Consider the following 25423-nt stretch of genomic DNA (forward strand, 5'->3'; position numbering starts at 1 on the left):
GCATGGCAGATATCAGAAACAATTTCGTCGGCATCAAATCGCCAAATCCGTTCTGGCTGGCCTCGGCGCCGCCGACCGACAAGGCCTACAACGTCATCCGCGCCTTCAAGGCCGGCTGGGGCGGCGTGGTGTGGAAGACGCTGGGCGAGGAAGGCCCACCGGTGGTCAACGTCAACGGCCCGCGCTACGGCGCGATCTGGGGCGCCGACCGCCGCCTGCTCGGCCTCAACAACATCGAGCTGATCACCGACCGCGACCTGCAGGTCAATTTGCGTGAGATCAAGCAGGTCAAGAAGGACTGGCCCGACCGCGCCATCGTCGTCTCGCTGATGGTGCCATGCGTCGAGGAGGCCTGGAAGGCGATCCTGCCGGTGGTCGAGGAGACGGAGGCCGACGGCATCGAGCTCAATTTCGGCTGCCCGCACGGCATGTCGGAACGCGGCATGGGTGCCGCCGTCGGCCAGGTGCCGGAATATATCGAAATGGTGGTGCGCTGGTGCAAGCAGAACACCCGCATGCCCGTCATCACCAAGCTGACGCCCAACATCACCGATGTGCGCAAGCCCGCACGGGCGGCACATGCCGGCGGCACTGACGCGGTGTCGCTGATCAACACCATCAATTCAATCACCGGTGTCGACCTCGACAGCTTCGCGCCGCAGCCGACAATCGACGGCAAGGGCTCGCATGGCGGCTATTGCGGCCCGGCGGTGAAGCCGATCGCCATGAACATGGTGGCCGAGATCGCGCGCGATCCCGAAACCCGCGGCCTGCCGATCTCCGGTATCGGCGGCATCACCACCTGGCGCGATGCTGCCGAATTCATGGCGCTCGGCGCCGGCAATGTGCAGGTCTGCACGGCGGCAATGACCTATGGCTTCAAGATCGTGCAGGAAATGATCGCGGGCCTCGAAAACTGGATGGACGAGAAGGGGCACGCCTCGCTCAACGACATCGTCGGCCGCGCCACGCCCAATGTCACCGATTGGCAGTATCTCAACCTGAACTACGTCGCCAAGGCGCGTATCGACCAGGATGCCTGCATCAAATGCGGCCGCTGCCACATCGCCTGCGAGGACACTTCGCACCAGGCGATCACCAGCATGGTCGACGGCGTCAGGCACTTCGAGGTGATCGAGGCCGAATGCGTCGGCTGCAATCTGTGCGTTAATGTCTGCCCGGTCGAGAACTGCATCACCATGGAACCGCTGGCGGCAGGCGTGATGGACCAGCGCACCGGCAGGCCGGTATCGCCGGTCTATGCCAACTGGACGACGCACCCGAACAATCCGATGGCCAAGGTGGCTGCGGAATAGGGACTTACCCCAACAAAAGAGCGGCGCTTTCGAGCGCCGTTTTTAATTTTCCTATTGCAGATAATAATTATCCACGATAGTATATATCCATGATAAAGGAGCCGATCCAATGAAGCTGGGCGAGGGCGTTGAGGCAGCTATCCATTGCGCTGCCACGCTGGCCAGTGTGGAGGGGAACAGCACCATGCCTGGCGCCGCTCTGGCCGAGTCCTTTGGCCTGTCGCCTAGCTATCTGCTGAAGCATCTCAACATGCTGAGCGCGGCGCGCATCCTGGAATCGGTGCCCGGGCCTGCCGGTGGCTATCGGCTGGCGCGGCCGGCCGAGCGCATCACGCTGCTCGACATCGTGCTGGCCATCGAAGGGCGCGAGCCGGCTTTCCGTTGCGGCGAGATCCGCCAGCGCGGTCCGGTGAAGCTCGATGCTTCGGCCTATGTCAAACCCTGCGGCATCAACGCCGCGATGCTGAAGGCCGAGCGTGCCTATCGCGCCGCGCTCGCCGAGACCAAGCTGTCCGATATCGTGGCCACCTATGCGGCAGAAGGCGATCCCAGGTCGCTTGCTGCGAGCTGCGCCTTCGTCGAGCGCCACCAGCGGCCGCAGAAATCCAGTTAACCCCGTAGACCCAAACCCAAAGCAGATTTGAAAGGACAGGAAGATGAAACAGAGGCTGCAATTTTTCGCCAAGGCGCCGGAGATCATGAAGGCTGTGTCGGCGCTCAACAAGGCGGTGGACGAATGCGGGCTCGAGGTGAGCCTGCTGCACCTGATCAAGCTCAGGGCATCGCAGATCAATGGCTGCTCGTTCTGCGTCGAGATGCACAGCCGCGAGGCGAGGCGCGACGGCGAGACCGAGCAGCGGCTCTATCTGGTTTCAGCCTGGAAGGAATCGCCGCTGTTTTCCCTGCGCGAACGCGCTGCCCTGGCCTGGACCGAAGCCGTCACCTTGATCGCCAGCAATGGCGTGCCGGACGAACTCTATGCAAAGACGCTCGAGCATTTCTCGGAAGAGGAACTGGTCAAGCTTTCCGTTGCGCTCGGCATGATCAACACCTGGAACCGGCTGTGCATCCCGTTCCAGGCCATTCACCCGGTGCCGGCGGCGAAGGCCGCCTGATTGTCCGGTTATGTTGGGAGCGCCGTCGAAAGGCGGCGCTCCACTTTCAAAGGGAGCGTTTGATGCCTGCCGATTTGCCTTCGACCTTGTTGTTTCTCGCTCGCCTGTTGCTCGGCGGCGCCTTCGTCTTCGCCGGCCTGCGCAACATCCAGAACGCGGCCTTCCTGACCCAGCTGATGGCCGCGCGCGGTGTGCCGCAGGCAAGATTGGCGCTGTGGCTCGGCATCGTGCTTCAGATCGCCGCCGGCGTGCTGGTCATCGCAGGATTGTGGACGGCACTCGCGGCCGCGGTGCTGCTGCTGTTCCTCATCGTCGCCACGCCGATGTTTCACAATTTCTGGGACCATCAGGGCCAGGACCGTGCGTCCCGCATCAACGGCTTCGTCGGCAATGTCGCGCTGAGCGGTGGCTTTCTGACCCTGATCGCGCAATCTGTTTGACGCACAGTTCCATGCCGACTGCGGCCTCTGGTGCCCACGGCTCGATCATAAAATCGGAACCAATCGAGCCGTTGACGCATTCACACCTGCATGCCCAGCATCCAGGATGGAATATGAAAATCGCCCATGTCGCGCCGCTTTATGAATCGGTGCCGCCAAGGCTCTATGGCGGCACCGAGCGCATCGTCTCGTATCTGACCGAAGCGCTGGTCGATCTGGGCCATGAGGTGACGCTGTTCGCCAGTGGCGACAGCCAGACTTCCGCGACGCTGGTACCCAGCCGGGAACGCGCGCTGCGCCTCGATCCGCGTCCGCTTAAATCCGAGATCGCGGCGCATCTTTCGATGCTTGCGCAGGTGAGGGAACGGGCGTCGGAGTTCGACGTCATCCACTTCCATCTCAGCCATTTCCTGCACTTTTCCTTCTTCGAGGATCTCGCCGACCGCACGGTGACGACACCGCATGGCAGGCTGGATTATGTCGACCTGGCGCCGGCCTATGAACGGTTTCCGCGTTTTCCCCTGATTTCCATTTCGCACAGCCAGCAGGCGGGCTTTGCCAACGCCAACTGGTTGGCGACGATCCATCACGGATTGCCGACCACTCTCTACGAACCGACTTTTGAGACGACGGCGGAAGAACCCTACCTTGCCTTCCTCGGCCGGTTCTCACGCGACAAGCGCCCGGACCGCGCCATCGAGATCGCCTTGCGTTCGGGGCTCAAGCTCAAGCTCGCGGCAAAGATCGGCGACGACGACCGCGCCTATTTCCACGAGGTGGTCGAACCGTTGATCGACGGCGATCGCATCGTCTATGTCGGCGAGATCGAGGAGGACCAGAAGGCGGAATTTCTCGGCAAGGCGGCCGGCCTGCTGTTCCCGATCGACTGGCCGGAGCCGTTCGGCCTTGTCGCCATCGAGGCCATGGCCTGCGGCACGCCGGTCATCGGCTGGAATTGCGGCGCGCTGCCCGAAATCATCGATCAAGGCGTCACCGGTTTCATCGCTGACACGGTTGACGGCGCGGTCGCCGCGGTGCCCGACTTGCTGCAACTCGACAGGCGAAAGGTGAGGGCCGTTTTCGAAAAGCGGTGCTCCGCTCGAAGAATGGCTGGCGATTATCTGGCCGCCTATGCGGGCCTGATCGGCGTCCCGAGCGCGGCGAAGGCGTCTTGAGCAACGACGTGCTCGAGCCACGACAACGAAACAACAGGGATCTTTGACGAATGGCCCAACTCGATGAGCGCCAGCTCGATCCCGCGGTTGCGCTTGCATCGCTCGACGCCACCGCCCCTCGCGAGCCGCATCGGTTGTTTGCCCTCAAGCAGGGCGATTGCTTCGCGGTTGCCGACGCCTATGGCGACATACGCGGAGCCGGCGACGGTTTCTTTCGCGACGACACACGGGTTCTTTCCGAGTTCCGGCTGACCGTCGGCGGCAGGCAGACATCGCTGCTCGGCGCCTCGCTCAGCCAAGACAATGTGCTGTTCACCACCAATTTGACCAATCTGCCGATACAGAGCGCCGGTGGACGCGACATCCCGCAGGGAGCCATTCACATCGAACGCGTCAGGCTGCTTTGGCAGGACAGGCTGTTCGAACGCATCACCCTTTCCAATTACAGCCGGGAACACTCGACGATCAGCGTTTCCCTGCACTATTCCGCCGATTTCCGCGACATGTTCGAAGTGCGCGGCTCGACACGGCTGAAGCGCGGGCTGGCCCATGCCGCCGAAACAGACGCGACGTCCGTCCTGCTGCGCTATGACGGGCTCGACGGCCTGGCCCGCCTCTCTGCGATATCGTTCTCGCAGGCGCCGGACCAACTGACAGCCACCCGTGCCGATTTCCTGATCGCCGTCACCAAGCGCAGCAGGAAGGTGCTTTATGTCGAGGTCGGTCCCGAGGTGGCCGATAAGCCCGACCGCGACCGGTTTCGCGCCGCTGCCGCCCGCGCCCGCTTTGGCATGCGGGCCAAACGTCGCCATGGCGCGACGGTGCGCAGCTCGGGCCGCGTCTTCAACGACTGGGTCGAGCGCGCCCGCGCCGATGTCGCGCTGCTGACCACCGAACTGGCGACCGGCCCCTATCCCTATGCCGGCATCCCCTGGTTCTCGACGGCGTTCGGTCGTGACGGCGTCATCTCGGCACTGCAGATGCTGTGGCTCAATCCGGGCCTGGCGCGGGGCGTGTTGGCCTTTCTGGCCCAGCACCAGGCGACCGAGACATCGCCGTTCAGCGATTCGCAGCCGGGCAAGATCATGCACGAGACCCGCAAGGGCGAAATGGTGGCGCTGCGGGAGCTTCCCTTCGGCCGCTACTACGGTGGCGTCGATACGACACCGCTCTACATCTATCTTGCTTGCGCCTACGCCGATCGTACCGGTGACATGGCGTTCATCGACGGCCTGTGGCCGTCACTGTGCGCCGCGGCCGAATGGACGGAGGAGGCAGGCCGGGAGACCGGATTCGTGACTTACCAGCGAGCGGCCGAGTCCGGCCTCGCCAACCAGGGATGGAAGGACAGTTTCGATTCGGTCTTCCATGCCGATGGCCGCATTCCCAAGGGCCCGATCGCGCTGGTCGAAGTGCAAGGCTATGTCTTTGCCGCTTTCCGGGGGCTGGCCAAGCTTGCCCGCCGCCGTGGCGAAGACGACAAAGCCGATCACTGGGAGGACCGCGCCGAGGCGATGCGGGTGGCGGTGGAACGCGATTTCTGGCTTGACGATCTCGGCTTCTACGCCCTCGCGATCGACGGTGCCGGCGAGCCCTGCAAGGTGCGGACCTCGAATGCTGGGCATCTGCTCTTTGTCGGATTGCCTGAGCCGGCGCGGGCGCAGATGGTCGCCGACCAGCTGCTTTCCGCCTCCTTCCATTCCGGCTGGGGGCTGAGGACGCTTGCCGACGATGCGGTGTTCTTCAACCCGATGTCGTACCACAATGGCTCGATCTGGCCGCACGACACCGCCATCTGCGGTGCCGGCCTGGCACGCTATGGCGAGCGTGAAAGCGTGGTTCGCCTGATGAGCGGCACATTCGAATCCGCGGTCCATTTCAACATGCGGCTGCCCGAACTGTTCTGCGGTTTTACACGCGCGCCGGGCGAAGCACCCATCGCCTATCCTGTCGCCTGCCTGCCGCAAGCGTGGTCGGCGGGCTCGGCCTTCATGCTGATGCAGGCCTGCCTTGGCCTGGAGATCGACGGCTGGGATGGCGAAATCCGCGTCACCCGCCCGAGGCTGCCGATCGGCATCGACACGCTGACACTGCGGCACCTGGGCGTCGGCGACCGGGTCGTCGATCTCACCTTCCAGCGCGTCGGCGATCGGGTCGTAGCTTTCCTTGCCGACCGCCATGAAGGGCTGGTGCCGCTCATCGTAAGGACATGATCCGAACAAAATTGGCGGAACCGATCCGAGCTTTGTGCGTTGCAAAAATACGGGTCCGAACGCCGACCACGTGGTCGGCGGACCTTTTCAAACGGGAAACACGAAAAAACGGTCGCCGACGGCCGGGTGAGTTGACATTCAATGACAAACTACGGTGCGGAACTGCTCTGGGTTCTGATCTTCGCGAGCCTCGGTTTTTCCGCTCTTGCCGTATTCCTCTCCCTATCGCGGCAGCGCCGCAGCCACCCTCCGGCGGTTGCCCATACAGCGGGCGAAGACGTGGCCGCGGAGGCGGCGCGCAAGGTGATACGTGAGTTCGAAAAGAACGGCCAATCGGCCGATGCGGCGCTGGTGACGTGGTCGCCCGAGACATTGCGCAAGATCCTCGCCGACGATCTGCCCGATGCGCAGGTCATCGTGGTGTCCAACCGGGAACCCTATATCCACAACATCAGGGATGATGGCGTCGAATTGCTGGTGCCGGCCAGCGGGCTGGTGTCGGCGCTCGAGCCGATCACCCGCGCCTGTGGCGGCACCTGGATCGCCTATGGCGGCGGAACGGCGGACCGCCTCACCGTCGACGACCACGACCGGGTACAGGTGCCTCCCGGCCATCCGTCCTACACGCTGCGCCGGGTCTGGCTGACGGAGCAAGAGCATCAGGGCTACTATCTCGGCTTCGCCAATGAGGGCCTCTGGCCGCTTTGCCATATCGCCTTCACCCGGCCGATTTTTCGCGCCTCGGACTGGGGGGCCTACGAGGCCGTCAACCGGAAGTTCGCCGACACGGTGGTTGCCGAAGCGCGCAACGAGCGGCCTATCGTGCTGGTCCAGGATTACCACTTCGCGCTGCTGCCGCGCATGATCCGCGAGCGCCTGCCGGAGGCGATCGTCATCACTTTCTGGCATATCCCGTGGCCGAATTCGGAAGTGTACAGCATCTGTCCCTGGCGTGAACGCATCCTCGAGGGGCTGCTCGGCAGTTCGATCATCGGCTTCCACACCCAGTTCCACGCCAACAATTTCACCGAAAGCGTCGATCGCTTCCTGGAAAGCCGCATCGAGCGGGCCGATGCGGCGATCTCCTACGGTGGCCAGACGACGCTGGTGCACGCCTATCCCATCTCGATAGAATGGCCGGCGGACCTGTTGGCAAAATTGCCTGACGTCGATGACTGCCGGGCCCGTCTGCGCAACAGGTTCGGACTGAAAGCGGATGTGAAGCTGGCCGTGGGAGTCGAACGTCTCGATTACACCAAGGGCATTCTGGATCGGTTTCAGGCGCTGGACGAATTGTTCAAGCGATACCCTGAATGGATCGGAAAACTGGTTTTCCTGCAGGTCGCGGCCCCCAGCCGCGGCACGCTGCCGGCTTACAAGCTGCTCCACGACGAATGCCACCGCTATGCCGAGGAGCTCAACCAACGCTATGGCAGCGAGGGTTACCGGCCGGTGGTTATGGTGGCCGAGCATCACTCACAGGAACAGGTCTACGAGATCTATCGCGCCGCCGACATATGCATGGTCACCAGCCTGCATGACGGCATGAACCTGGTCGCCAAGGAGTTCGTCGCGGCGCGCGACGACGAACAGGGCGTCTTGATGCTCAGCACCTTCGCCGGCGCCTCGCGCGAATTGCTGGAGGCGCTGATCGTCAACCCTTACGACGCCGCCATGATGAGCGAAGCGCTGCTGCAGGCGCTGATCATGACTTCAGACGAACAGCGCGAGCGCATGCGGCCCATGCGCGAGACGATCCGCAACAACAATGTCTATCGCTGGGCCGGCAGCATGCTTCTGGATGCAGCGCGTTTGCGCAAGCGCGGTGACCTCGACCGGGTAACCGGTGTCGGTGAGCGGCCGCCTAGCGTCGACAATGTCGTGTCCATGTTCGAGCGCAAACGGGTAGTCATGTCATGAACGAGGTCCTGCAAAAGATGATCAGCGAAAGCCCGCAAAAGCCGCAGGCCGTCATGCCGAAACCGCAGACTGTGCTGACCGGCGAATGGGCGTTGTTCCTCGACATCGACGGCACCCTGCTGGAACATGCCGAACACCCGGACGCCGTCTCGGTCAGCGACGAGCTTCGCTCCTTGCTGCAAGGCCTGGACCGCAAGCTGGACGGGGCGTTGGCGTTCATCACGGGCCGGTCCGTTGCGGCTGTCGACCATCTGTTTCAGCCTTTGAAACTGCGCGCGGCCGGGCTGTATGGATTGGAGCACCGGCTTCTCCCGGACGACGACGTCGAAGTCGCGGACGAGCCGGCGGATATCGCGGCCCTTGCCGACGAGATCGAGGCCGAGCTCGGTCGTGGGGCCTATATCGAGCGTAAGGGAAGGGTGCTGGCCATCCACACGCGCGCCGCCCCCCATCTGCTTCCCCGCGCGACGCAGCTTGTCGAGCAGGCGCTGGCCACGCTGCCAAAGGGCTACCGGGTGGTTGCCGGCAACGCCGGCGTGGAATTGCTGCCGCTGGAGGCCGCCAAGGGCGCCGCGATCCGGCGTTTCATGGAGATCGCGCCATTCACGGGCCGTCGCCCGGTCTTCCTGGGCGACGACACGTCGGACGAAAACGGCTTCGAAACCGTCAATGATGCGGGCGGCATATCGATACGGGTCAAGCCACCGGCGCACACCACCGCGCAGTACGGGCTGGTCGGCGTTGCCGAGACGCTAGCCTGGCTGAGAGGTCAACTTTAGGTCCAGCTGACGCACCGCGATCGCGCCTCCTGGAAAAGACAAGGAAAGGAACGGTTTCGATGGGACGCTTTGCACAATTGGTCCGAGAGATCACCCCGAACTGGCTGCACTCTCGCTCCTCCCGCCATGAGATTGCCGACGTTTCACCGTCGGACGCGGATTTCAGCTGGCAAGAAGCGGTCGACAACAAGATGTATGGGGCGGATACATCTGACTATTCCCATGTGCCGGAAAAGCCTGTTTCGGCAAAACCGACAGGCGACAGGCCTGCGGACGAGAACGACCGTGTTCCAAAGAAGGCCAATTAAGGGTCCCGCCGGAGCCCGATAATCGCTGTTCCTATGCCGCAAATCGCAGGCCGCCATCGCAGGTCAGCACCTGGCCGGTCATGAAGCCGTTGGAGACGAGGAAGGCGATTGCGTCGGCTACGTCTTCGGCCCGGCCGACGCGGCCGACCGGGGTCTTGCCGGCATAGTCGGCAAAGATCGTTTGCTTTTGCTCCTCGGCCAGAAAATCCCACCATGGCGTGTCGATGACGCCCGGCGCCACGACATTGACGCGCAGCGGCTTCAGTTCCACCGCCAGGATCGGCACCACGGTCAACAGCATGCCGTTGATGGCGGCGATACCGGCGACGCCCGGCGCCGCGAGCTGCGCCGACACCGCCGAGATGAAGGTGACCGAGCCGGCCTTGTTGAGTGTCGGCAAGGCGGCCTGCAGGCAAGACAGCTGCGGGCGGACCTTTTCCTCCACGCCACTGCCGATGTCGCTCAGGTCAAGCGTCGGGAAGGGGCCGAGGCCCTTGCCGCCGCTGGCCGCCAGCACCAGATGGTCGAAAGGCCCGAGGCTCTCGAAGAACTGGCGGACCTCGTCCGGCTTCGCGGCGTCGAAAGCAGCCTTCCCGGCAGCGCCGCCAAGGCTTTTCCAAGCGCTCTTCAGTTTCTCCTCGTTGCGCCCGGTGATGGTCACCTTCATGTCCGGGCCGAGCAACTTGCGTGCCGTCGCCAGGCCGATGCCGGACGAGCCGCCGATGACGACGGTGTGTTCGATTGTCTTGGTCATCAATGCTGTTCCTTCGATGTGAGGGAGGCCGGGTCGATGAGATCGAGGCTCAAGCTTCGCAGCCGTTGCCTTGCCTTGGCGTCATAAGCCTGGGCGTCGGCACGGGATTCCCGCAGGCCGTCGAAATAGAGGCCGCTTTTTCCGTCGAGCGCGGGTGAGGCGGCGAGGTTGAGGATGGCCTCGGCACCGGTCTCGACCGAACTCCACGGCGTCACACCAGCCTGCCGGACCATGGTGGTATTCATGTAACTCGCTGGGTGCAGCGCGTTGACGGTGACGCCGGTACCTTTCAACTGTTCGGCCAAATCGACGGTGAACAGGATCTGCGCCAGCTTGCTCTGGCAATAGGCGCGCTCGCCGTCATAGAAGCGGGTCAGCATGACATCGCTGAAATCGACCGCCTGCTGTCCGGCCGAGGCGACATTGACGATGCGGGCCGGCGCACTCGCCTTCAGCAACGGCAGAAGCTCCGATGTCAGCAGAAAACCGGCGAGGTAGTTGACCGCGAAGCGCAGTTCGTAGCCGTCGGCGCTGACCTGCCTTTTGGCACCCTGGCCCGCCGTGCCGATTCCGGCATTGTTGACGAGGATGTCGAGCCGGCCCGTCCGGGCGCGCACCGCCTCGGCAAGCCGGCGCACTTCGGCCAGCGAAGAGAGGTCGGCGACCAGAAGCTCCGCCATGCCGCCGGCCGCTTCGATCTCGGTGACAACAGCCTTGCCGCGCCTCGCATCGCGGCCATGCACCATCACACGGGCGCTCGCGGCGCCGAGCCGTTGCGCGACGACGCGGCCGACGCCATCGGTCGAACCGGTGATGAGGATCGTCTTGTCTTTGAGTTCCATGTTCAGAGCCTCCGTTCTGTTGCTCTGAACGGAAGATGGGACAGTTGGCGCGAGCCAAACAGTTCAAACTTTATCCTGGTATCAATACTGCTATACTGGGCGCATGGAGTCCCAACCCCACGCGGCCCCAAACCACTCCGCTGAAGACAGCCGCCGGCGCGAACTCGGCGCCTTCCTGCGCTCGCGCCGCGAAAGGCTGACGCCCTCGGCCACCGGCATCGCCACCGGTCTCAGGCGGCGTACGCCGGGACTACGGCGCGAGGAGGTGGCGATGATCGCCGGCGTCGGCACCACCTGGTACACATGGCTGGAGCAGGGGCGGGAGGTCAGGCCCTCGGTCGAGGTGCTGACGGCACTCGCCGAAGCACTGCGCCTCGACGCCGCCGAAAAACAGCATCTGTTCATCCTTGCCGACCGCCAGCAGCCGGAGCGCCGTGCCGTGGCGCCGGAAAGGGTCGACGGCCCCTTGCTGCACATGCTGCAGAGCCTGGTGCTGCAGCCGGCCTATGTGGTCGGGCGGCGCTGGGATGTGCTGGCCTGGAACCCGGCGGCGGTGGCGGTGTTCGGCGACTATGGCCTGCTGGAAGGGGATGCCCGCAACATCGTCCACATGGTGTTCACCAGCCCGCACCACCGGCGCCTGCTGGTCGACTGGGAGCAACTGGCGCGCACCGTGCTGGCCTCGTTCCGGGCCGCGAGCGCCCGCTATGTCGGCGATCCGGATTTCGAGCGGCTGATCGAGTTGATGACGCGTTCGAGCCCCGAATTTCGTGCCTGGTGGCCGCAGCGCGACGTCGCGCACCGATTGTCGGGGGTGAAGCATGTCCGGCACCCGAGCGCGGGCGCCATGATCTTCGAGCATATGAGCCTGTCGATCGGCGACGGCTCGGACATGAAGCTGATCGTCTACACGCCGCTCGCCGAGCAGAATTCGATCGCCAAGCTGCAGACATTGCTGGACGCGCTGCCGGCCGAGCGGCGCAGCGCCTGAAGCGTCAGGTCTTCGGCTTCAGCCCATCAAGAAACAGTTGTTCCAGGAAGCGGGCCGCATCCTCGAAGCGGCCGTCGCCGCCGCGGTTCGGCCCGAGCACGGCGCGGACCTGGACGTCGAAATCGGCATAATGCTGCGTCGTCGCCCAGATCGAGAAGATCAGGTGCCACGGATCGGTCTTGGCGATCTTGCCAGCGCGCATCCAGCCCTTGATGACGGTCGCCTTCTCGTCGACCAGCGTCTTCAACTCTCCGGCCAGCAGCGGCATGATGCGCGGCGCGCCTTGCAGGATCTCGTTGGCGAACAGTCGGCTCTCGCGCGGAAAGTCGCGCGCCATCTCCAGCTTGCGCCTGATGTAGCTGCGCAGTTCGGTGAGGGGATCGCCGATGTCATCGAGTTCGCGCAGCGGCGCCAGCCAGGTGTCGAGCAGGCGCTGCATCAGCGTCTCGTGGATGTCTTCCTTGCGGCGGAAATAGTAGAGCAGGTTGGGCTTCGACATGCCGGCGGCTTCGGCGATCTGATCGATGGTCGAGCCGCGAAAGCCGTTGGTGGAGAAAACCTCGAGCGCCGCCTCCAGGATCAGTTCGCGCTTTTCCTGCTGGATGCGGGTGCGGCGAGGGGCGTCCGTGCCGGTGGTCACCGTTGCAAGCCCTCGTGTTGAGGGTCATCTGGACCAATTCTCTGGACCAGTTTTTCCCTAGCCTGTGGAACGCACTTCAGGTGCCGCATTTCCGCTAGTAATCCTTGACCGCCGAGAGGGCGGTGCTAACGTTTGTCCAATCGGTCAAAAATTTGCGTAGCATGAAAACGCGGCAAAGACCAAGCGTTGGGCGCAGCGAAACAGTTTACAAGGGGAAGTCCTGGTCATGTCCAACCGGCTGAAAGTCACGCCGAACGATCTCAGCGCATTCTGGATGCCGTTCACGGCAAACCGGCAGTTCAAGCAGGCGCCGCGCATGATGGTGTCCGCCAAGGACATGCACTACACGACCAGCGACGGCCGCAAGGTGCTCGACGGCACCGCCGGCCTGTGGTGCGTCAATGCCGGCCATTGCCGGCCGAAGATCACCGAGGCGATCCAGCAGCAGGCTGCCGAGCTGGACTATGCGCCGGCCTTCCAAATGGGCCATCCGATCGTCTTCGAACTGGCCAACCGCTTGGTCGACCTCGCGCCCAAAGGCATGGACCATGTCTTCTTCACCAATTCCGGATCGGAATCGGTCGAGACTGCGCTCAAGATGGCCATCGCCTACCACCGTGTGAAGGGCGAGGGCTCGCGCACCCGGCTGATCGGCCGCGAGCGCGGCTATCACGGCGTCAATTTCGGCGGCATCTCGGTCGGCGGCATCGTCACCAACCGCAAGATGTTCGGCACGCTGCTCGGCGGCGTCGACCATATGCCGCACACGCATCTGCCGGAAGAGAACGCCTTCACCAAGGGCGTGCCGGAGTATGGCGCGGAACTCGCCAACGAACTGGAGCGTATCGTCGCTCTGCACGACGCTTCCACCATCGCTGCCGTCATCGTCGAGCCGGTCGCCGGCTCCACCGGCGTCATCCTGCCGCCGAAGGGTTATCTCGAGAGGCTACGCGAAATCTGCACCAAGCATGGCATCCTGTTGATCTTCGACGAGGTCATCACCGGTTTCGGCCGTCTCGGCACGCCGTTCGCCGCCGACTATTTCGGTGTCACGCCCGACATCATGACCACCGCCAAGGGCGTCTCCAACGGCGTCATCCCGATGGGCGCTGTGTTCGTGAAGAAGGAGATCCACGACGCCTTCATGACCGGCCCCGAGCACATGATCGAGTTCTTCCACGGCTACACCTATTCGGGCAACCCGATCGCCTGCGCGGCCGCACTCGGCACGCTCGACACCTACAAGGAAGAGGGCCTGCTGACCCGTGGCGAGGAGCTGGCGCCGTACTGGGAAGACGCGCTGCATTCGCTGAAAGGCGAGCCGAACGTCATCGATATCAGGAACATCGGCCTGATCGGTGCGATCGAGCTGGCGCCGATCGCCGGCCAGCCGACCAAACGGGCCTTCTCGGCCTTCGTCAAGGCGTTCGAGCGCGGCGCGCTGATCCGCACCACCGGCGACATCATCGCGCTGTCGCCGCCGCTGATCATCACCAAGGGCCAGATCAACGAATTGATCGACCATGTGCGCGAAGTGCTGAGGTCCATCGATTGACGGACTGACACGATATCCCTCGCCCTGGAGGAGAGGGTCGCCGCGAAGCGGTCGGGTGGGGTCGGCGCGGCAGCGCGCCGACCTGATCTTTTGCTGCAACGAACGGTTACAGTCAGGCGGGCAACGCGCCGATCCCGGTCAGGATCACCCGCTTGATATTTTCCTTGGCTTCCCGCCATTGCCGGTCGGACAGCGGCTTGCCGCCATTGAGCGTCTCGATCTGGTGACCGAAATCGGCGTAGTGCTGGGTCGTAGCCCAAAGCATATAGAGCAGATGGCGCGGATCCACCGGGTCCATCTTGGCTTCCTCGATCCAGCGCCTGATGATCTCGACGCGGCCGTCCGTCCATTCGCGCAGCGTCGATTCCATATAGTCCTGAAGCACCGGCGCACCGTGCATCACTTCAGAGGCCCAGACCTTCGAGCCGTCAGGATGGCGGCGTGATATTTCCATCTTGGCGTCGATATAGGCACTGATGCCGTCTATGGGTCCGCGCGCCGCGTCGAAGCAATTGGCCGCCTGTAGCCAGATTTCAAAGATGTTTTGAACTACCGACCGGTAAAGCTCTTCCTTGGTGGCGAAATAATAGTGGAGATTTGCCTTCGGCAGTCCCGCCAGATCCGCGATCAACTGCATCGTGGCGCCGCCGAACCCTGCCTCCGCAAACACCTTCTCGGCAGCGACGAGAATGGTTTTTTCATTCTCTCGTCGGATCTCCTGTCGCCGCATGGGGCGGGTGGGTTCTGCCATGTCTACCCCAAGATTCTAGTTGACCGCTTGGTCAGGTTGTGTAGTTTAAAAGCTGACCATACGGTCAAGCTGTAAATCACTCAAGGGGCGACAAGAACCCTGGTGTAGATGGGAACTCAAGATGGCCGCACCCGGCGAGAATCTGCGAATCAATTCAGACCGTTTGTGGGATTCCATCATGGAGATGGCGAAGATTGGCCCCGGCATTGCCGGCGGCAACAATCGTCAGACCGTGACCGACGAAGACGGCGAAGGGCGGCATCTGTTCAAGCGCTGGTGCGATGCGGCCGGGCTCGAAATGGGCGTCGATGAAATGGGCACGATGTTTGCCCGCCGCGAAGGCACCGATCCCAGCCTGCCGCCGGTCTATGTCGGCAGCCATCTCGATACGCAGCCGACCGGCGGCAAGTATGACGGCGTGCTCGGCGTGCTGGGTGGGCTTGAAGTGGTGCGCTCTCTCAACGATCTCGGCATCAAGACCAAACATCCGATCGTCGTCACCAACTGGACGAACGAGGAGGGCTCGCGCTTCGCGCCGGCGATGATGGCGTCCGGCGTGTTCGCCGGCGTGCTCGACCAGGCCGATGTGTACGGGCATGTCGACAAACAGGGCAAGAAATTCGGCGAGGAACTCGAGCGCATCGGCTGGAAGGGCAGCGAGAAGGTCGGCGACCGTAAGATCTACGCCTTCTTCGAACTGCATATCGAACAGGGTCCGATCCTCGAGGACGAAGATATCGACATTGGTGTCGTCACCCATGGCCAGGGCCTTAAATGGCTGCAGGTGACGCTGACCGGCAAGGAAGCCCACACCGGCTCGACGCCGATGCCCAAGCGCCGCAATGCCGGGCTCGGCATGGCGCGGGTGATCGAACTGGTGCACGAGATCGCCATGGACTACCAGCCCGATGCCGTCGGCGCGGTCGGCCACATGGAGGTCTATCCCAATTCGCGCAACATCATCGCCGGGCGCACCGTCTTCACCGTCGATATCCGCTCGCCGGAAAAGGAAGTGCTGGACGCGATGGACGGCCGCATCCGCGAAGGCATCGACACGATCTGCGATGCACTCGACATTCGCTACGAGATCGAACAGGTCGGTGCTTTCGATCCGGTGACCTTTGATGCCGGCTGCGTCAAGGCGATCCGTGATGCCGCCGAACGCCTCGGCTATTCCCACCGCAACATCGTCTCCGGCGCCGGCCACGACGCCTGCTGGATCAACCGCGTCGCGCCCACCGCCATGGTGATGTGCCCTTGCGTCGATGGCCTCAGCCACAACGAGGCCGAGGAGATCACCAAGGAATGGGCTTCGGCGGGCGCGGACGTTTTGTTCCACGCGGTGGTGGAGACGGCTGTCATCGTGGAGTGAGCTTAGAATCTACCTTCAAACGACGCTCGTAAGAAGCGCGGCAAGAACAACGGAACAACCAATGACCAAAGTCATCCGAAACGGCACCATCGTCACTGCCGACCGCACCTGGAAGGCCGATGTCCTGATGCAGCACGGCAAGATCGTGGCCATCGGTTCGGGCCTGCATGGCGACCACGAGTTCGATGCCACCGGCTGCTATATCATGCCGGGCGGCATCGACCCGCACACCCATCTCGAAATGCCGTTCATGGGCACCTATTCGGCCGATGATTTCGAATCCGGCACGCGCGCGGCGCTCTCCGGCGGCACGACGATGGTGGTCGATTTCTGCCTGCCGGCGCCGCAGCAGTCGCTGCTCGAAGCCTTGCAGATGTGGGACAACAAGACCTCGAAGGCGTCCTGCGACTATTCCTTCCACATGGCGATCACCTGGTGGGGCAAGCAGGTGTTCGACGAGATGGCCACTGTCGTCGACAAGGGCATCACCTCGTTCAAGCATTTCATGGCCTACAAGGGCGCGCTGATGGTCGACGACGACGAGATGTATGCGTCGTTCCAGCGCTGCGCCGATCTCGGCGCGCTGCCGCTGGTGCATGCCGAGAATGGCGACGTCGTTGCCGCCCTGTCGCAGAAGCTGCTGGCTGCCGGCAACAACGGCCCCGAGGGCCACGCCTATTCACGGCCACCCGAAGTGGAAGGCGAGGCGACCAACCGCGCCATCATGATCGCCGACATGGCCGGCGTGCCGCTCTATGTCGTGCATGTCTCCTGCGAGCAGAGCCACGAGGCGATCCGCCGGGCGCGGCAGAAGGGCATGCGGGTGTTCGGCGAACCGCTGATCCAGCACCTGACGCTGGACGAGAGCGAGTATTTCGACAAAGACTGGGATCATGCGGCGCGCCGCGTGATGAGCCCGCCCTTCCGCAACAAATTGCACCAGGATTCGCTGTGGGCCGGCCTGCAGGCGGGCTCGTTGCAGGTGGTGGCGACCGACCATTGCGCTTTCACCACCAAGCAGAAGCGTAACGGCATCGGCGATTTCACCAAGATCCCGAACGGCACCGGCGGGCTCGAAGACCGCATGCCGGTGCTGTGGACCACAGGCGTCAACACCGGCCGGCTGACGATGAACGAGTTCGTCGCGGTGACCTCGACCAACATCGCCAAGATCCTCAACATGTATCCGAAAAAGGGCGCCATCGTCGAAGGCGCGGATGCCGACATCGTCGTCTGGGATCCCAAGCGAAAGAAGAAGATCACTTCTAAGCAGCAGCAGTCCGTCATCGACTACAACGTGTTCGAAGGGTTCGAGGTGACCGGTCTGCCGCGGTTCGTGTTCTCGCGTGGCGAACTGTCGATCCAGGAGGCCGAGATCAAGGCCAAACCCGGGCATGGAGAATTCGTCGGCCGCGAGCCGAATGCGGCGGTCAACCGGGCGCTGTCGACGTGGAAAGAGATTTCCGCGCCGCGAAAGGTGGAACGCACCGGCATCCCGGCGACCGGGGTTTGAGCTTGGCGCGTTCGGCCGCGCTCATTTCGTTGGTCCTGATGGCAACTGCCTCAGGTCCGGCAGCAGCGGACGGCCTACTGGCCGGCTCCTGGGGCAATGATGTCGGCTGCGCCGGCGTCAAAGCCGGTTATCAGGAGAGCGATGCCTATATCGTGCTGACCGCCGAAGGCGTCGAGACCTATGGCAGCGGCTGCCGGTTCACACAGCAATTGACATCGGTGCTGGGCGCGCAATCGCTTGGCGCGACCTGTTCGGCGGAAGGCGAGGCGGGAACGACAATCGAAACCGTCGTGGTCACCAACAAGGGAGAGGATGGTTTCTTCGTCACCATCCCCGGCCTTGAGGAAATGGGGCCGCTGCAATTATGTTCGTGACGGTGCCGATGGCGGCCATTCCGTCGATGCTGGCCTCACGCGACCAGCGCATCCAGTTCCGGCAGCAGGACGACGCTTTCCTGTTCGTTGGGATCGGTGCGCGCAATGACGGCCGAAGACGGGGCGCTGCTCAGATTGGCCGGCAGATGCGGCACGCCGGCGGGAATATAGAAAAGGTCGCCGGCCTTGGTGACGATATGATGCTCGAGCCGGTCGCCGTACCAGGTGTGGACTTCGCCGGAGAGCACATAGATCGCCGTCTCGTGGCTCTCATGCATATGCGCCTTGGCGCGCGCGCCGGGCGGGATGGTGAGCATGTGCATGCAGATGCCGGAGGCGCCGACGGTTTCGGCGGTAATGCCGGCGAAATAGGTCAATCCCTGCTTGCCTTCATAAGTGCTTTCAGGGCGGATAAGATGACAAGTGGGTTTGGGCGACATCGGGGAAACTCCGGGCGTCGATCGAGTGGGACAAGACCAATGGGACAGGGCGAGTGGAAAACAACATCGCGATAAAAGCAATCGGATTCCAGCCGCCGCAGGGACGGAAACAGGCAGGCGGCAGCCGATGACGGGGACTTCGCCAGCCGTCGTCGCGGCAAGCAAACTCGGACTGACCTTCCAGACCAATGACGGGCCGGTGCAGGCGCTGTCCAATGTCGATCTCACCATCGGCAAAGGGGAGTTCGTCTCCTTCATCGGGCCTTCGGGCTGCGGCAAGACCACGCTGCTGCGCGTCATCGCCGATTTGGAGAAGCCGACCTCGGGGACGATTTCGGTCAACGGCATGACAGCAGAACAGGCGCGCGAGAAACGCGCCTATGGCTATGTTTTCCAAGCCGCCGCGCTGTTTCCGTGGCGGACGATCGAGCGCAATGTCGGGCTGCCGCTGGAGATCATGGGTCTGTCCAAGGCGGAGCAAGGCGAGCGTATCAAGCGCACGCTCGACCTCGTCAACCTCTCTGGCTTCGAAAAGAAATATCCCTGGCAGCTCTCGGGCGGCATGCAGCAGCGCGCCTCGATTGCCCGTGCGCTGGCCTTTGATGCCGACCTGCTGCTGATGGACGAGCCGTTCGGCGCCCTTGACGAGATCGTGCGCGACCATCTCAACGAGCAATTGCTGGAATTGTGGGGACGCACCAACAAGACCATCTGCTTCGTCACCCACTCCATTCCGGAGGCCGTCTATCTGTCGACGCGCATCGTCGTCATGTCACCGCGGCCGGGCCGCGTCAGCGACATCATCGAATCGACGCTGCCGAGAGAGCGGCCGCTCGACATCCGCGAGACGCCGGAGTTTCTGGCGATCGCAGCGCGCGTGCGTGACGGGCTGCGGGCAGGGCACAGCTATGATGATTGAGGGAGCAAACGACGGGCTCCCTCCTCTCCCCACCACCGGGGAGAGGAGGGCCGGAGCGAAGCGGAGGTCGGGTGAGGGGGCGGCCACCCGCGCCTTCGTCATCCTAGGGCGGAGCCGATGCGAAGCGGCGAGCGCAGACCCTAGGATGCATGCCGTGACGTCTGCCGAAAGGCCAAAACGGTTGAGAGTATCGGCCAAGCAGGGCGAGGCAGAGGGGATCATGTTCGGCACCGTTGCGGAGCGGAGAGGTAACGGCATGGATCCTAGGGTCTGCGCCGCGTCGCTTCGCTCCTTGCTTCGCCCTAGGATGACGAACGCGTGGTGGGTCGCTCGCGTTACGCAGAGCGCACGCCTGTCCGGCGAGGCCTGCTAGATGGACACCTTCCGCGACAAACTCATCCCCGTCACCTCCATCCTCGCTGGCGTGGTCGTGCTCTGGTATGTTTTCGCCGTCATCCTCAACGCGCCGTTCCAGCGTGATCTCGACCGCCGTGCCAATGAGACCTCCACGTTTAGCGAACTCATCGGCAAGACGCTGTCGCAGCCGAAGCCGACATTGCCGGCGCCGCACCAGGTGGCGGTGAATTTCTTCGAGAACACCTTCCTGCGGCCCATCACCTCGAACCGCAGCCTCGTCTACAATGCCTGGGTGACGCTGTCGTCGACGCTGCTCGGCTTTGCCTTCGGCACCGCGCTCGGCATCATCATTGCGGTCGGCATCGTGCATGTGGCGACGCTCGACCGCAGCCTGATGCCGTGGATCATCGCCTCGCAGACCATCCCCATCCTGGCGGTGGCGCCGATGATCATCGTCGTGCTGGGGGCGATCGGCATCAGCGGCCTGATCCCGAAGGCGATGATCTCCACCTATCTGTCGTTCTTCCCGGTGACTGTGGGCATGGTGAAGGGGCTGCGCTCGCCCGAGATCATGCATCTCGACCTGATGCACACCTACAATGCCAGTCGTGCGCAAACCTTCTGGAAGTTGCGCGTGCCGGCTTCGGTGCCGTTCCTGTTCACCTCGATGAAGGTGGCGGTGGCGGCAAGCCTGGTCGGCGCCATCGTCGGCGAACTGCCGACCGGCGCTGTCGCCGGCATCGGTGCCAAGCTTTTGGCTGGCGCCTATTACAGCCAGTCCATCGACATCTGGTCGGCGCTGGTCGCCGGTTCGGTGGTGGCCGCACTTCTGGTCATGGTGGTCGGCATTGCCGGGCGCCTCGTCGACCGCGCCATGGGCGGGAGGCCGGCATGAACTGGCTGAAACCCTCCTGGCAAGCGGTGCTGGCGATCGTGCTGTGCCTGATCGCTGTGGCGCTCGGCGCGATCGCCGCGCCGAAAGTGGATGCACTGGCGCAGCCCGCAGGGACGTTGATATATCCCTATGCGGCGACGAACTGGCTGATCTTCGGCGTGCTGCTTCTTGTTGCCTTGATCACGATGGCCAGAATACCGTCCGTCGTCGAAGCGGTTGTGCTTTTCATCGGCGCACATCTGGTCGCCTGGCTGCTGATTGGCGGCATCGCCGGCTTCGAGGGCCTGGCACGGGCGCCCTATTTCCTGCTGCTCACGGGTGCCTGGCTGCTTGGCTGGCGCTGCGTGGCGGTGCTGTCATCATTGCGTCCTTTCGCCAAATGGGCGCGGACCGCGTTGCGCCTGATCATCCCGGCCATCTTCGGCGCCTGGATACTGATCATCTGGGAAGCGGTGACGCGCGGGGCCGGCATACCCTTCATCCTGCTGCCGCCGCCAAGCGCCATCGGCGCACGCATTGCCGGTTCGCTGCCGGTGCTCGGCGCCGATATCAGGCAGACCATCTTCAAGGCGGTGATCTTCGGCTATGTGGTGGGCAGCGGCGCCGGCTTCATCACCGCGGTCCTCGCCGATCGCGTGCCGTTCCTGCGGCGCGGCCTCTTGCCGATCGGCAACATGGTCTCGGCACTGCCGATCATCGGCGTGGCACCGATCATGGTGATGTGGTTCGGCTTCGACTGGCAGTCCAAGGCGGCGGTGGTCATCATCATGACCTTCTTCCCGATGCTGGTGAACACGGTCGCCGGCCTTGCCGCCTCCGGCCACATGGAGCGCGACCTGATGCGCACCTATGCGTCGGGCTACTGGCAAACCCTGCTGAAGCTCAGGCTGCCGGCAGCAGCGCCCTTCATCTTCAACGCGCTGAAGATCAACTCGACGCTGGCGCTGATCGGGGCCATCGTTGCCGAGTTCTTCGGCACGCCTGTCGTCGGCATGGGCTTCCGCATCTCGACCGAGGTCGGGCGGATGAACATCGACATGGTCTGGGCCGAAATCGCAGTTGCAGCACTTGCGGGTTCGGTCTTTTATGGCGTGGTCGCTCTTGTCGAAAGAGCCGTCACGTTTTGGCATCCCTCTGTCCGTGGTGGATAGGGGCGGTGGGTTTAGGGCACTAACTTCAGAGGGTAAAAAAATGAAAAGACTGATTATTCCCGTTCTGGCCGGCGCGATGTCGCTCGCCGCGTTCCAGGCAATGGCCGCCGACAAGGTGACGTTGCAACTGAAATGGGTCACGCAGGCCCAGTTTGCCGGCTACTATGTCGCCAAGGCCAAGGGTTTCTATGAGGCCGAAGGTCTCGACGTCGACATCAAGCCGGGCGGTCCCGATATCGCGCCCGAGCAGGTGATCGCCGGCGGCGGCGCCGATGTCATCGTCGACTGGATGGGCGGTGCGCTGGCTGCCCGCGAAAAGGGTGTGCCGCTGGTCAACATCGCCCAGCCGTTCAAGAAGGCAGGCATGGAGCTGGTCTGCCCGAAGGACGGCCCGATCAAGACCGAAGCCGACTTCAAGGGTCACACGCTCGGTGTCTGGTTCTTCGGCAACGAGTATCCGTTCTATGCCTGGATGAACAAGCTCGGCCTCAAGACCGAGGGCGGCCCGGACGGCGTCACCGTCTTGAAGCAGAGCTTCGACGTGCAGCCGCTGATCCAGAAGCAGGCGGATTGCATCTCGGTCATGACCTACAACGAGTACTGGCAGTTGATCGACGCCGGCTACAAGCCCGAACAGCTGACCGTGTTCAACTACTCGACCATGGGCAACGACCTGCTCGAGGACGGGCTCTATGCGTCCGAAGACAAGCTCAAGGACCCGGCCTTCGAAGACAAGATGGTGCGTTTCGTGCGCGCCTCGATGAAGGGCTGGAAATACGCCATCGACAACAATGACGAGGCCGCGGGCATCGTCATGGACGGCGGCGGCCAGGACGAGAACCACCAGAAGCGCATGATGAGCGAAGTCGCCAAGCTGATCGACAATGCCGACGGCAAGCTCGACCCGGCGACCTACGAACGCACCGCCAAGGCGCTGCTCGACCAGAAGATCATCACCAAGGAGCCGACCGGCGCCTACACCACCGCCATCACCGACAAGGCAGTCAAGTAAGCCTAGTCGGCAACACATTTATCCAGAAAGCGGCGCCTCCGGCAGAAATGTCAGAGGCGCCGTTCCTTTATGGTGTTCATGACGAAACTGGTTTCGATCGAGGCGACGCATTTCAGCCGCGCGATCTTTTCCTTGATGAAGCGCTCGTACTGTTCGAGGCTTCCCGTCACCACCTTCAGCACATAGTCGCGCGAGCCGGTGACGAGGTGGCATTCCAGCACCTCTTCCCAGCCGCGGATCGCGTCCTCGAACATCACGATCTCGTCTTCGTTCTGACGGCTGAGCCGGATGGTGGCGATGGCGACCATGCTCCAGCCAAAGGCTGAGGGATCGACCAGCGTGGTGTAGCCCCTGATAATTCCGGTCTCCTCCAACCGCCGCACCCGCCTCAGGCAGGGCGATGGCGACAGACCGATCCGCTCGGCAAGCTCGTGGTTGGTGATGCGGGCGTCGGCTTGCAGCTCACGCAGGATCTTGCGGTCGAAATCGTCGGCTATCTTCTGCTGCACGTTCGGTCTCTCCGGGCAATTTGTTGCGGGAATGCAGCCATGAGAGCCCCAAAATAGCAAGAACTGGTGGAACAGGATCGCATAAATTGCCGTTCAATATTTCACTCGAACAGGCAGGAAAGATCATGACCGCGCCACGCCCGTCGAAAACCCATATCGGCAACCACAAGCTCCACCCGCAGACGCTGATGCTGAGCTATGGCTTCGATCCGCAGCTTTCGGAAGGCGCGGTCAAGCCGCCGGTGTTCCTGACCTCGACCTTCGTGTTCAAGTCGGCGGAAGAAGGACGCGACTTCTTCGATTACACCTCCGGCCGCAAGGAGCCGCCGAGCGGCACGGCGTCCGGCCTGGTCTATTCGCGCTTTAACCATCCCAACAGCGAGATCGTCGAGGACCGTCTGGCGATCTATGAAGGGACGGATGCCTGCATCCTGTTTTCATCAGGCATGTCGGCGATCGCCACGACACTGCTCGCCTATATCAGGCCGGGCGACGTCATCCTTCATTCGCAGCCGCTTTACGGCGGCACCGAGACGCTTTTGACGCGCACGCTCTCCGGTTTCGGCATCGGTGCTGTCGGTTTCGCGGACGGCGTCGACGAGACGGCGGTGCGCACGGCCTCCGACGCCGCCGTCGCGAAGGGCCGCGTGTCGGTCATCCTGATCGAGACGCCGTCAAATCCGACCAACAGCCTGGTCGATATCGCGCTGATGCGCAAGATCGCCGACGAGATCGGCGCGAGCCAGGGGTCGACGCCGATCGTCGTCTGCGACAACACGCTGCTCGGCCCGGTGTTCCAGCGGCCGATCGAACATGGCGCCGACGTGTCCGTCTATTCGCTGACCAAATATGTCGGCGGCCATTCCGACCTGATCGCGGGGGCCGCCATGGGCGGCAAGGCGGTCACCAAGCCGATCAAGGCGCTGCGCGGCGCGATCGGCACGCAGCTCGACCCGCATTCCTGCTGGATGCTCGGCCGCTCGCTGGAGACGCTGTCGATCCGCATGGAGCGGGCCAACGACAATGCGCGGCTGGTCGCCGAATTCCTGCGCGACCATGCCAAGGTCGAGAAGGTGCATTACCTGCCGTTCCTGGGCGAGGACACGCCGGCTGGTCGCACCTACAGGGCGCAATGCACTGGTGCCGGCTCGACCTTCTCCTTCGATATCAAGGGCAGAGAGAAGGCGGCTTTCGCCTTTCTCAACAACCTGCAGATCTTCAAGCTGGCGGTGAGCCTGGGCGGAACGGAATCCTTGGCCAGCCACCCCGCGGCCATGACGCATTCGGGCATACCCTTCGAGGTGCGCGAGCGCATCGGCGTGCTGGAGACCACGGTCAGGCTGTCGATCGGCGTGGAGCACCCGGACGATCTGATCGCCGACCTGACGCAGGCGCTGGCGGCGGTCTGACGCTCCCCGTATCCGGGGTATCGCGCGGTCCATTAGTTTGCACGTAAGTGTTACTCGCGCGCAGCCATTCGCTCTTATAAGCGTTGTGCCGATACATCCGCGCGCCGGGGAGCCGTGGCTGGATGTCATCAGCAAACGGAGATCCTCATGCGTATCCAATCCTTGGCGCCGATGCTTTCGGCACTGGCCATCTCGGCGTCCTTCCTTACGGCAGCGCCGGCCCTGGCCGAGACGGTGAAGCTGAAAGCGACGCTCGACGGCGCCCAGCAGAACCCGCCGGTGACCACAAAAGGCAAGGGCACCGCAGCTCTTACCTTCGACACGGCCACGAAGAAACTCAGCTGGAACGTCAAATATTCCGGCCTCAGCGGGTCGGCGACCGCCGGGCATATTCACGGCCCAGCCGCGATGGGTGAAAACGCCGGGGTGGCGATCCCGTTCAAGGGCAAGCTCAAGAGCCCGATCAAAGGGTCGGCCGTGCTGACCGACGCGCAGGCCGCCGACCTGATGGGCGGCAAGGATTATGTCAATTTGCACACGGCAGCCAACAGGGACGGCGAAATCCGCGGACAGATCGAGGCCGCGAAATAGAGCGATTCCTATTTTGAGAGAATCGTAGGATTCCCAAAGCCGGATGTTTGTGATTCAAGATGCTGGCTGGATTGGAGGCCAG

Annotated in this window: 26 protein-coding genes; 20 read left to right on the forward strand and 6 right to left on the reverse strand. The window is 63.1% G+C overall.

Annotated features, from left to right (window positions below; all coding sequences use genetic code 11):
* Positions 1–2 precede the first annotated feature (2 nt).
* The 9 genes from preA (at position 3) to NKH06_RS25890 (ending at position 9266) form a co-directional block, all read left to right on the forward strand.
* Entirely contained in the window at positions 3–1316 is a 1314-nt protein-coding gene (gene preA, locus NKH06_RS25850) for an NAD-dependent dihydropyrimidine dehydrogenase subunit PreA (RefSeq protein ID WP_027035003.1), read from the forward strand.
* A gap of 109 nt (positions 1317–1425) precedes the next feature.
* Positions 1426–1929, forward strand: coding sequence for an RrF2 family transcriptional regulator (locus NKH06_RS25855; RefSeq protein ID WP_023813203.1), 504 nt, complete (start codon positions 1426–1428; stop codon positions 1927–1929).
* Positions 1930–1972: 43 nt separating this feature from the next.
* Positions 1973–2431, forward strand: a complete 459-nt coding sequence (locus NKH06_RS25860) for a carboxymuconolactone decarboxylase family protein (RefSeq protein WP_023813202.1) — start codon at positions 1973–1975, stop codon at positions 2429–2431.
* A 62-nt stretch (positions 2432–2493) separates the two neighbouring features.
* Complete coding sequence (locus NKH06_RS25865; RefSeq protein ID WP_023813201.1) at positions 2494–2871, forward strand: DoxX family protein; 378 nt, start codon at positions 2494–2496, stop codon at positions 2869–2871.
* A 113-nt stretch (positions 2872–2984) separates the two neighbouring features.
* A complete protein-coding gene (locus NKH06_RS25870) occupies positions 2985–4046 on the forward strand; it encodes a glycosyltransferase family 4 protein (RefSeq protein WP_352894545.1) in 1062 nt (353 codons plus the stop codon).
* Between the two features lie 50 nt (positions 4047–4096).
* Positions 4097–6259, forward strand: a complete 2163-nt coding sequence (locus tag NKH06_RS25875; RefSeq protein WP_352443089.1) for an amylo-alpha-1,6-glucosidase — start codon at positions 4097–4099, stop codon at positions 6257–6259.
* 141 nt (positions 6260–6400) lie between these two features.
* On the forward strand, positions 6401–8179 hold the full coding sequence (locus NKH06_RS25880; RefSeq protein ID WP_352894547.1) for an alpha,alpha-trehalose-phosphate synthase (UDP-forming): 1779 nt from the start codon (positions 6401–6403) through the stop codon (positions 8177–8179).
* A gap of 17 nt (positions 8180–8196) precedes the next feature.
* Positions 8197–8958 carry a trehalose-phosphatase gene (otsB, locus tag NKH06_RS25885; protein WP_502895270.1) on the forward strand — a complete coding sequence of 254 codons (762 nt, stop codon included), beginning with the start codon at positions 8197–8199 and terminating at the stop codon, positions 8956–8958.
* Between the two features lie 59 nt (positions 8959–9017).
* The gene (locus NKH06_RS25890; protein WP_128303451.1) at positions 9018–9266 is read left to right on the forward strand and encodes a hypothetical protein; all 249 of its coding nucleotides are present in this window, start codon (positions 9018–9020) and stop codon (positions 9264–9266) included.
* Positions 9267–9297: 31 nt separating this feature from the next.
* Here NKH06_RS25890 and NKH06_RS25895 read toward each other — a convergent pair whose 3' ends face one another.
* Together NKH06_RS25895 and NKH06_RS25900 are read right to left on the reverse strand one after the other, a co-directional pair.
* Positions 9298–10020 (reverse strand): SDR family oxidoreductase, encoded by a 723-nt coding sequence (locus tag NKH06_RS25895; protein ID WP_128303452.1) that lies wholly within the window; start codon positions 10018–10020, stop codon positions 9298–9300.
* Positions 10020–10862, reverse strand: a complete 843-nt coding sequence (locus NKH06_RS25900; protein WP_128303453.1) for an SDR family NAD(P)-dependent oxidoreductase — start codon at positions 10860–10862, stop codon at positions 10020–10022. Before NKH06_RS25900 ends, NKH06_RS25895 begins: the two co-directional genes overlap by 1 nt.
* A 103-nt stretch (positions 10863–10965) precedes the next feature.
* Here NKH06_RS25900 and NKH06_RS25905 point away from each other — a divergent pair, with 103 nt between their 5' ends.
* Complete coding sequence (locus tag NKH06_RS25905) at positions 10966–11853, forward strand: helix-turn-helix transcriptional regulator (RefSeq protein WP_352894550.1); 888 nt, start codon at positions 10966–10968, stop codon at positions 11851–11853.
* Positions 11854–11857: 4 nt separating this feature from the next.
* Here NKH06_RS25905 and NKH06_RS25910 read toward each other — a convergent pair whose 3' ends face one another.
* Positions 11858–12493: a TetR family transcriptional regulator C-terminal domain-containing protein gene (locus tag NKH06_RS25910; RefSeq protein WP_352758727.1), complete on the reverse strand. Its 636-nt coding sequence runs from the start codon at positions 12491–12493 to the stop codon at positions 11858–11860.
* Between the two features lie 226 nt (positions 12494–12719).
* Between NKH06_RS25910 and aptA the strand changes: the two genes are divergently transcribed.
* Positions 12720–14048: an omega-aminotransferase AptA gene (aptA, locus tag NKH06_RS25915; protein ID WP_352894553.1), complete on the forward strand. Its 1329-nt coding sequence runs from the start codon at positions 12720–12722 to the stop codon at positions 14046–14048.
* Positions 14049–14160: 112 nt separating this feature from the next.
* On the opposite strand, the gene NKH06_RS25920 is transcribed toward aptA, so the two are convergent.
* The gene (locus NKH06_RS25920) at positions 14161–14799 is read right to left on the reverse strand and encodes a TetR/AcrR family transcriptional regulator (protein WP_013530908.1); all 639 of its coding nucleotides are present in this window, start codon (positions 14797–14799) and stop codon (positions 14161–14163) included.
* 121 nt (positions 14800–14920) lie between these two features.
* Here NKH06_RS25920 and NKH06_RS25925 point away from each other — a divergent pair, with 121 nt between their 5' ends.
* The 3 genes from NKH06_RS25925 (at position 14921) to NKH06_RS25935 (ending at position 18058) form a co-directional block, all read left to right on the forward strand.
* Positions 14921–16171 (forward strand): Zn-dependent hydrolase, encoded by a 1251-nt coding sequence (locus tag NKH06_RS25925; protein ID WP_352776322.1) that lies wholly within the window; start codon positions 14921–14923, stop codon positions 16169–16171.
* 61 nt (positions 16172–16232) lie between these two features.
* Positions 16233–17684 carry a dihydropyrimidinase gene (gene hydA / locus NKH06_RS25930; protein WP_352799146.1) on the forward strand — a complete coding sequence of 484 codons (1452 nt, stop codon included), beginning with the start codon at positions 16233–16235 and terminating at the stop codon, positions 17682–17684.
* 38 nt (positions 17685–17722) lie between these two features.
* Complete coding sequence (locus NKH06_RS25935) at positions 17723–18058, forward strand: hypothetical protein (RefSeq protein WP_352776326.1); 336 nt, start codon at positions 17723–17725, stop codon at positions 18056–18058.
* Between the two features lie 35 nt (positions 18059–18093).
* Here NKH06_RS25935 and NKH06_RS25940 read toward each other — a convergent pair whose 3' ends face one another.
* On the reverse strand, positions 18094–18498 hold the full coding sequence (locus NKH06_RS25940) for a cupin domain-containing protein (protein WP_127296050.1): 405 nt from the start codon (positions 18496–18498) through the stop codon (positions 18094–18096).
* Positions 18499–18625: 127 nt separating this feature from the next.
* Here NKH06_RS25940 and NKH06_RS25945 point away from each other — a divergent pair, with 127 nt between their 5' ends.
* From NKH06_RS25945 to NKH06_RS25960, 4 genes are all read left to right on the forward strand, one after another.
* Positions 18626–19417 (forward strand): ABC transporter ATP-binding protein, encoded by a 792-nt coding sequence (locus tag NKH06_RS25945; RefSeq protein WP_023813186.1) that lies wholly within the window; start codon positions 18626–18628, stop codon positions 19415–19417.
* A 373-nt stretch (positions 19418–19790) separates the two neighbouring features.
* A complete protein-coding gene (locus NKH06_RS25950; protein WP_352443081.1) occupies positions 19791–20669 on the forward strand; it encodes an ABC transporter permease in 879 nt (292 codons plus the stop codon).
* On the forward strand, positions 20666–21820 hold the full coding sequence (locus tag NKH06_RS25955; protein WP_352443080.1) for an ABC transporter permease: 1155 nt from the start codon (positions 20666–20668) through the stop codon (positions 21818–21820). The genes NKH06_RS25950 and NKH06_RS25955 overlap by 4 nt, the downstream gene beginning before the upstream one ends.
* A 40-nt stretch (positions 21821–21860) precedes the next feature.
* Complete coding sequence (locus NKH06_RS25960; protein WP_352443079.1) at positions 21861–22832, forward strand: ABC transporter substrate-binding protein; 972 nt, start codon at positions 21861–21863, stop codon at positions 22830–22832.
* 50 nt (positions 22833–22882) lie between these two features.
* Here the strand turns inward: NKH06_RS25960 and NKH06_RS25965 are convergent, their stop codons facing one another.
* Positions 22883–23341, reverse strand: a complete 459-nt coding sequence (locus tag NKH06_RS25965; protein WP_352443078.1) for an Lrp/AsnC family transcriptional regulator — start codon at positions 23339–23341, stop codon at positions 22883–22885.
* A gap of 125 nt (positions 23342–23466) precedes the next feature.
* Here NKH06_RS25965 and NKH06_RS25970 point away from each other — a divergent pair, with 125 nt between their 5' ends.
* Positions 23467–24750: a cystathionine gamma-synthase family protein gene (locus tag NKH06_RS25970; protein ID WP_023813181.1), complete on the forward strand. Its 1284-nt coding sequence runs from the start codon at positions 23467–23469 to the stop codon at positions 24748–24750.
* Between the two features lie 147 nt (positions 24751–24897).
* Positions 24898–25341 (forward strand): CHRD domain-containing protein, encoded by a 444-nt coding sequence (locus NKH06_RS25975; protein WP_352443077.1) that lies wholly within the window; start codon positions 24898–24900, stop codon positions 25339–25341.
* The last annotated feature ends 82 nt before the right edge of the window (positions 25342–25423 follow it).

Source organism: Mesorhizobium sp. M1342 (assembly GCF_040317955.1).
Taxonomy (GTDB): domain Bacteria; phylum Pseudomonadota; class Alphaproteobacteria; order Rhizobiales; family Rhizobiaceae; genus Mesorhizobium.

What these genes read in the sequence shown, in the direction of transcription:
- preA (WP_027035003.1), top strand. Translation starts at nt 3, where the DNA reads ATGGCAGATATCAGAAACAATTTCGTCGGCATCAAATCGCCAAATCCG.
- NKH06_RS25855 (WP_023813203.1), top strand. Translation starts at nt 1,426, where the DNA reads ATGAAGCTGGGCGAGGGCGTTGAGGCAGCTATCCATTGCGCTGCCACG.
- NKH06_RS25860 (WP_023813202.1), top strand. Translation starts at nt 1,973, where the DNA reads ATGAAACAGAGGCTGCAATTTTTCGCCAAGGCGCCGGAGATCATGAAG.
- NKH06_RS25865 (WP_023813201.1), top strand. Translation starts at nt 2,494, where the DNA reads ATGCCTGCCGATTTGCCTTCGACCTTGTTGTTTCTCGCTCGCCTGTTG.
- NKH06_RS25870 (WP_352894545.1), top strand. Translation starts at nt 2,985, where the DNA reads ATGAAAATCGCCCATGTCGCGCCGCTTTATGAATCGGTGCCGCCAAGG.
- NKH06_RS25875 (WP_352443089.1), top strand. Translation starts at nt 4,097, where the DNA reads ATGGCCCAACTCGATGAGCGCCAGCTCGATCCCGCGGTTGCGCTTGCA.
- NKH06_RS25880 (WP_352894547.1), top strand. Translation starts at nt 6,401, where the DNA reads ATGACAAACTACGGTGCGGAACTGCTCTGGGTTCTGATCTTCGCGAGC.
- otsB (WP_502895270.1), top strand. Translation starts at nt 8,197, where the DNA reads ATGATCAGCGAAAGCCCGCAAAAGCCGCAGGCCGTCATGCCGAAACCG.
- NKH06_RS25890 (WP_128303451.1), top strand. Translation starts at nt 9,018, where the DNA reads ATGGGACGCTTTGCACAATTGGTCCGAGAGATCACCCCGAACTGGCTG.
- NKH06_RS25895 (WP_128303452.1), bottom strand. Translation starts at nt 10,020, where the DNA reads ATGACCAAGACAATCGAACACACCGTCGTCATCGGCGGCTCGTCCGGC.
- NKH06_RS25900 (WP_128303453.1), bottom strand. Translation starts at nt 10,862, where the DNA reads ATGGAACTCAAAGACAAGACGATCCTCATCACCGGTTCGACCGATGGC.
- NKH06_RS25905 (WP_352894550.1), top strand. Translation starts at nt 10,966, where the DNA reads ATGGAGTCCCAACCCCACGCGGCCCCAAACCACTCCGCTGAAGACAGC.
- aptA (WP_352894553.1), top strand. Translation starts at nt 12,720, where the DNA reads ATGTCCAACCGGCTGAAAGTCACGCCGAACGATCTCAGCGCATTCTGG.
- NKH06_RS25920 (WP_013530908.1), bottom strand. Translation starts at nt 14,799, where the DNA reads ATGGCAGAACCCACCCGCCCCATGCGGCGACAGGAGATCCGACGAGAG.
- NKH06_RS25925 (WP_352776322.1), top strand. Translation starts at nt 14,921, where the DNA reads ATGGCCGCACCCGGCGAGAATCTGCGAATCAATTCAGACCGTTTGTGG.
- hydA (WP_352799146.1), top strand. Translation starts at nt 16,233, where the DNA reads ATGACCAAAGTCATCCGAAACGGCACCATCGTCACTGCCGACCGCACC.
- NKH06_RS25935 (WP_352776326.1), top strand. Translation starts at nt 17,723, where the DNA reads ATGGCAACTGCCTCAGGTCCGGCAGCAGCGGACGGCCTACTGGCCGGC.
- NKH06_RS25940 (WP_127296050.1), bottom strand. Translation starts at nt 18,498, where the DNA reads ATGTCGCCCAAACCCACTTGTCATCTTATCCGCCCTGAAAGCACTTAT.
- NKH06_RS25945 (WP_023813186.1), top strand. Translation starts at nt 18,626, where the DNA reads ATGACGGGGACTTCGCCAGCCGTCGTCGCGGCAAGCAAACTCGGACTG.
- NKH06_RS25950 (WP_352443081.1), top strand. Translation starts at nt 19,791, where the DNA reads ATGGACACCTTCCGCGACAAACTCATCCCCGTCACCTCCATCCTCGCT.
- NKH06_RS25955 (WP_352443080.1), top strand. Translation starts at nt 20,666, where the DNA reads ATGAACTGGCTGAAACCCTCCTGGCAAGCGGTGCTGGCGATCGTGCTG.
- NKH06_RS25960 (WP_352443079.1), top strand. Translation starts at nt 21,861, where the DNA reads ATGAAAAGACTGATTATTCCCGTTCTGGCCGGCGCGATGTCGCTCGCC.
- NKH06_RS25970 (WP_023813181.1), top strand. Translation starts at nt 23,467, where the DNA reads ATGACCGCGCCACGCCCGTCGAAAACCCATATCGGCAACCACAAGCTC.
- NKH06_RS25975 (WP_352443077.1), top strand. Translation starts at nt 24,898, where the DNA reads ATGCGTATCCAATCCTTGGCGCCGATGCTTTCGGCACTGGCCATCTCG.